We start from the raw sequence: 5,844 nt of genomic DNA, 5'->3' as shown, positions 1-5,844 counted from the left end.
GACGAACTGCAGACGGCGTACGGACAGGCTGAGCGGAACGAACCCATCGTGCTGCCCACCCCGTCGACGTCGTGGCGCAGCTGGGTCCGACAGGTCGATCAATACGCTCAGTCATCCGAAGTACAAGCCGAAGCGTCCTGGTGGGAACAGGCTGTCGGCACGCGCGACAGCGCTGCATCGTTACCGCTGCAGGCATCCGACACCCGCACGCGCCTGATCGACAGCGGCATGATTGAATGGACACTCGACGCCGCCCGCACGCGCGACCTGCTGCGCGACGTGCCGCGCGCGTATCGCACCCGTCCCGACGAGCTGATGCTCGCCGCGCTGGCCCAGGCGCTCGGCGCCTGGAGCGGTCTCGCCGCGATCGATGTCGACCTCGAAGGGCACGGCCGCGAGGACGTGATCGACGGCGTCGACCTGAGCCGCACGGTCGGCTGGTTCACGACGCGCTTCCCGGTCAGCCTGCCGGCCGCGACGGCACAGCCGGGCGAAGCGCTCGTTGCCGTCAAGGAGCGGCTGCGCGCGGTGCCGAACAAGGGCATGCACTGGGGGCTGCTGGAGGCAAGCCGCAAGCTGCCGCGTCTGCCGATCAGCTTCAACTATCTGGGTCGCTTCGACCAGTCGCTGGACGAGGCCGCGCGTTTCTCATTCAGCGCGGAGCGCGCGGGCCGCAGTTTCGGCGACGACGCCTGGCTCGATTACGCGCTCGACCTGAATGGCCTGATTACCGGCGACGAGCTGCTGCTGCGCTGGCGCTTCGATCCCGCGCGCATCGCGGGCGAGACGGTGGCGCAGCTCGTTGCGGCCTTCGATCGCGAGGTCAAGGCGATGATCGCACACTGCCTCGCTGCGCCATCCGGCGCGACCGCGTCCGACTTTCCGCTCGCCGGCCTCGACGAGCCGCAACTGCGCGCGCTCGGGCTTGCGCTCGGCGGCGTCGTCGACATCTATCCGGCCACGCCGCTGCAGCAGGGGCTGCTTTATCACAGCGCGCTTCAGCACGGGCAGGGCGTCTACGTGAACCAGCTGCAGTTGACGCTGGCGGGCCGGGTCGATGCCGGCGCATTGCGCGATGCATGGCAGGCGGCCCTGGCGCGGCATGAGATGCTGCGCACGCACTTCGAATGGCGGCATGGCGGCGACGCGCTGCAGATCGTCGAGCGGCATGCAGTGTTGCCGTTCGCCGTCCACGACTGGCGCGACGTTTCCGACTACGACGCGCGGCTCGCCGCGTGGCGGGCGGCCGATCTGGCCGGGGGCGTCGATCCGTCGTGCGCGCCGCTGATGCGGATCAATCTGTTCCGCCGTCCCGATGGCCGGCATGATCTCGTGCGCACGAACCATCACGTGCTGACCGACGGCTGGAGCGGCGCGCGGCTCCTGGCTGAGATATTCGACGACTACGAAGCGCGCGTTGCCGCTCCCGGTGCGCCCGCTCTCGCGCTGGCCGGCTCGCCGGTGCCGGCGCCGCCGTATCGCCGCTATGTCGAGTGGCTTGCGCGGCAGGCCGATCCGCGCGACTGGTGGCTGGCGCGTCTCGAGACGGCCGGCGACCCCGCGACGCTCACCGGTAGCCTCACCGCACCGGACGCGCTCGACGAAGCGCAAGCTGGCAGTCAGACCGCCGCTTCGCCGAAGCTCGCCGTACGTTTCGACGCCGCGCTCGCTGCGCGCGTGCGAGCCGCTGCGCAGCGCCACCGCGTGACGCTCAACACGCTGATGCAGGGTGCCTGGGCGGTGTTGCTTGCGCGGCTCGGCGGCAAGGCGTCGGTCGCCTTCGGCGTGACGGTGTCGGGCCGGCCTGCCTCGCTTGACGGCGCTGACCGGATGTTCGGTCTCTTCATCAACAGCCTGCCAGTATTCGTGCGCACGCCTGGCAACGCGTCCGTCGGTGACTGGCTGCGCGAGTTGCAGACCTGCAACACGCAGATGCGCGAGGTCGAGCACACGCCGCTTGCGTCGTTGCAGCAGTGGGCGGGCAGAAGCGGCGATGCGCTGTTCGACAGCCTGATCGTCTTCGAAAACTACCCGGTGGCCGCGCGCGCGCATCCGCGGGCGAGTACGACGGTCGCGATCGAGAGCGTCGATGCCGTCGAGCGGACCCACTATCCGCTGACGCTGACGATCCTGCCGTCGCGCGGCCTGGAGCTGCGCTGGTCGTGGAATGCGCGGCGTCTCTCGCGCACCCAGGTCGAAGCGCTGAGCGCGCAGTACGTCGGGTTGCTCGAGCAGTTGAGCCGCGATGTATCCGTGGCGCCGCAGTGGCTCGGCGAGCTGGCCGTCACGGATGACGCGGTTGCAGCGCGCGCGCTGCCAGGCCACGCGTTCCAGCCGTTCCACATGCGCTTCGCTGCGCAGGCCGCGCGCACGCCGCGGCGCATTGCCGTGCGGCAGGGGGCGCTGGCGCTCGACTACGCGTCGCTCGCGAACTGGGCCGGCGTGTTGCAGGGCAGGCTGCAGGCGAGCGGCGTGGCGCGCGAAGAGCGCGTCGCCGTGTGCGTGCGCCGCTCGCCCTCGCTGATCGCGGCGATGCTGGCGGTGTGGCGCAGCGGCGCGGTCTACATGCCGCTCGATCCCGGGTTCCCCGCCGACCGCCTGGGCTACATGCTCGACGACGCGGGGGTCACGCGCGTGCTGACCGACGCCGAAGGCGCGGCGCGTCTCGCGCCGCTGCTCGAAGGGCGTTTCGCGCTCGACGTCGGCGCGCCTGCCGCTGCGGCCGACGGCGCCAGTGCGCCTTGCCCGTGCGCTGACGCGCAGCTCGCGTACGTGATCTACACGTCGGGCTCGACGGGGCGTCCCAAAGGCGTCGGCGTACTGCACGGCGCGCTCGACCAGCTGCTCGGCAGCGTCGGCGCGATGCTGCCGATGCGGGATACCGACGTGATGCTGTCGGCGACCACTGCGTCGTTCGACATCTCGCTCACCGAGTTCTGCCTGCCGCTGCTCGCTGGCGCGTGCGTCGAGATGGCCGATGCGTCCGCGATCGGAGACGGTGCGGCGCTGGTCCGTCTGATCGATGCATGCGGTGCGACGCATATGCAGGCGACGCCGAGCGGTTGGCGGCTGCTCGTCGAAGCGGGCTGGCGCGGATGTGAGCGCGGTGCGCTCGTCGGCCTGACGGCCGGCGAGGCGCTGCCGGGCGATCTGGCTGCGGGACTGATCGAGCGCGGCGTCGAGCTGTGGAATCTGTACGGCCCGACCGAGACGACGATTTACTCGACGGGCGCAAAGATCGAGGCGGGCGCGGGGATGACGATCGGCCGCGCTTTGCACGCGACGGCGCTTTACGTCACCGACGCGAGCGGCCAGCTTGCGGCGGCCGGCGGTGTCGGCGAACTGTGCATCGGTGGCGACAATCTGGCGCGCGGTTATCTCGGCCGGCCGGGGCTGACCGCCGAGCGTTTCGTGCCCGACCCGCACGGCGCGCCGGGTTCGCGGATGTATCGCACGGGCGATCTGTGCCGTGCGCTGCCCGACAGTGTGTTCGAGTGTCTGGGCCGGATCGACCAGCAGGTGAAGCTGCGCGGCTACCGGATCGAGCTGGGCGAGGTCGAGGCGGCGCTGCGCGGCTGCGCCGACGTGCTCGACGCGGCCGTGACGCTCGTCGCAGCCGATGGCCGCGCCGAGGCCCGGCTGGCAGGCTATGTCGTGACCAGGTCGGGTGCGGCGCCCGTCGAGTGGCGGCAGACGCTTGCCGCCACGTTGCCGGGCTACATGATCCCGGCCACGCTGCATGCGCTCGATGCGTTGCCGCGCACCGCGAACGGCAAGCTCGACCGGGCGTCCCTCGCGAAGCTCGAGGTCGTCGCCACTGGAGATCACGCGTGGGTCGAGCCGCGGGGCGAATTCGAAAGCCTCGTTGCCCAGCTGTTCGGCGAGTTGCTGGGGCATCGCCGGGTGGGTGCGCACGACGAGTTCTTCGCGATTGGCGGGCATTCGCTCGCGGCGGTGCGGGTGATCGCGCGGCTCTCGGAGCGCCTCGGGCGCAAGGTCGAGCTGGCCTGGCTTTTCGATGGCGCGACGCCGGCCACGCTCGGCGCCCGGCTCGCGCAAGCCGTTGGCGGGCGCGACATCGAAGCGGATGCCGCGCGCGACATGCAGGCGCTCGACGACCTGTTCGATGCGCTCGAATGAGACGGGCAACCTGCCTCGATTTCATGTACGCCTAAGGATTTTTCCGTTCACCTTCATCACGCCCGTGTGGTTCGCCGCACGGGCTTTCCAGGTATGCCGACCGACGAAATATTGACCCCGACTCGAGACGAGTCCGCTGCCGCTGCGGTCGAGTTTCCCGCATCCACTGCATCCACGGCATCCACCGCGGCGGCCAGTCAGGCGCTGGCGATTTCCCGCAAATACGCGGCGCTGTCCGCCGGGCACCGCCGGCAGTTTCGCGACAAGGCGCGCGCACAAGGCATCGATCCGGCGCGTCTGCCGATTGTGCCGATCGCGGATTGTGCGGACGGTTATCCGCTGTCGCCTGCGCAAGAACGCTTGTGGTTCCTCTGGAAGCTGGACCCGGACAGCCCGGCCTATCACCTCGCGCGCACGATGCGTCTGACGGGGGCGCTCGACGTGCCCGCGCTGCGGCGCGCGTTCGATGCGCTCGTGGCGCGGCACGGTGCGCTGCGGATGCGCTTCGTCGAGACGCGCGGCGTGCCGTCGCAGCGGCTTGCGCGGGATGCCGCCGAGGTCACCTACGGCTGGCGCGAGCTCGCGCTCGACGCCGCCGCGCAGCTGCCGGGCGTGTTGCAGGCCGCCGCGCGCGAGCCGTTCGACCTCGGATCCGGGCCGCTGTTGCGTGTCATGCTCGTCGGTTTGGGCGGCGATGCGCACGTGCTGCAGATCGTCACGCATCACATCGTGTCCGACGGCTGGTCGCAGGCTGTGATGGTGCGCGAACTGGTCGCGCTGTATCGCGCGGCGCTCGCTGGAGACGACACGGCCGGCGTGCTGCCTCCGCTCGAGCTTCACTGCGGCGACGTCGCCGCGTGGCAGCGAGAGTGGCAGTCGTCCGACGACGATCTCGGCTACTGGGTCGAACGCCTGGGCGGCGACGCGCCGCTGCTCGAGTTGCCGCTCGACAGGCCGCGCGGTACGAATCGCGGCGTCGAAGGCGGGCGGTGTCGCGCGGAGCTGGATCCGACGCTCGCCGCGCGTCTGCGCGAGCTCGCCCACGCGCGGCGCACGACGCTTTTCACGCTGCTCTTCAGTGCCTACGCGGCGCTGCTGTACCGCTACGGCGGGCAGCGGCGGGTGCGGATCGGCGTACCGTCGGCAGGACGGGAGCGGCGCGAGACGGACGGACTCATCGGCTATTTCGTCAATACGCTCGTGATCGAGGCCGAGGTTGACGGCGCGATGCCGTTCGATGCGCTGCTTGGCACGGTGCAGACGCGCGTGCTGGAGGCGCAGGCGCATCAGGACGTGCCGTTCGGACGTGTGCTCGACGCGCTTCAGGTGCCGCGCGAAGCAGGCCGCTCGCCGCTGTTCCAGGTGATGTTCAACCTCGAGCAGGCCGACGCGAGCGAAGCGGCCGCGGCGCTGCCAGGCGTTGTCGTGGAGACGGTGGACGGCGGCACCGGCACAGTGCGGTTCGACCTCGTACTGAATGCCGTCGAGGATCGGCGCGGGTTGAAGCTGACGTTCAACTACGCGGCGGATGTGTTCGATGCGGCGACGGTGGAGCGGCTGTCGGCCCATTACGTGGAGGTGCTGGAGCAGCTGGCGGCGTCGGATGGGACGCGTCGGGTGGGCGAGCTGACGCTGTCGACGGGACGCGAGGCGGCGCCGGCGCGGCGGTATGCGTTCGAGTCGCTGGGGCAGGCGCTGTCGGCG

2 protein-coding genes are annotated in these 5,844 nt (G+C 70.5%); both read left to right on the top strand.

The window, feature by feature from the left end; translation table 11 throughout:
* Positions 1-6 precede the first annotated feature (6 nt).
* On the top strand, positions 7-4,140 hold the full coding sequence (locus DVS29_RS36500; protein WP_276314371.1) for an amino acid adenylation domain-containing protein: 4,134 nt from the start codon (positions 7-9) through the stop codon (positions 4,138-4,140).
* Positions 4,141-4,251: 111 nt separating this feature from the next.
* Positions 4,252-5,844 (top strand): condensation domain-containing protein (locus DVS29_RS36495; protein ID WP_240655996.1); only part of this gene is annotated, 1,593 nt, incomplete at its 3' end.

The sequence above is a fragment of the Paraburkholderia phosphatilytica genome (genome assembly GCF_003443895.1).
Classification (GTDB): domain Bacteria; phylum Pseudomonadota; class Gammaproteobacteria; order Burkholderiales; family Burkholderiaceae; genus Paraburkholderia; species Paraburkholderia phosphatilytica.
Note: the sequence above shows the minus strand (reverse complement) of the source record. Positions and strands in the feature narration are given on the sequence as shown.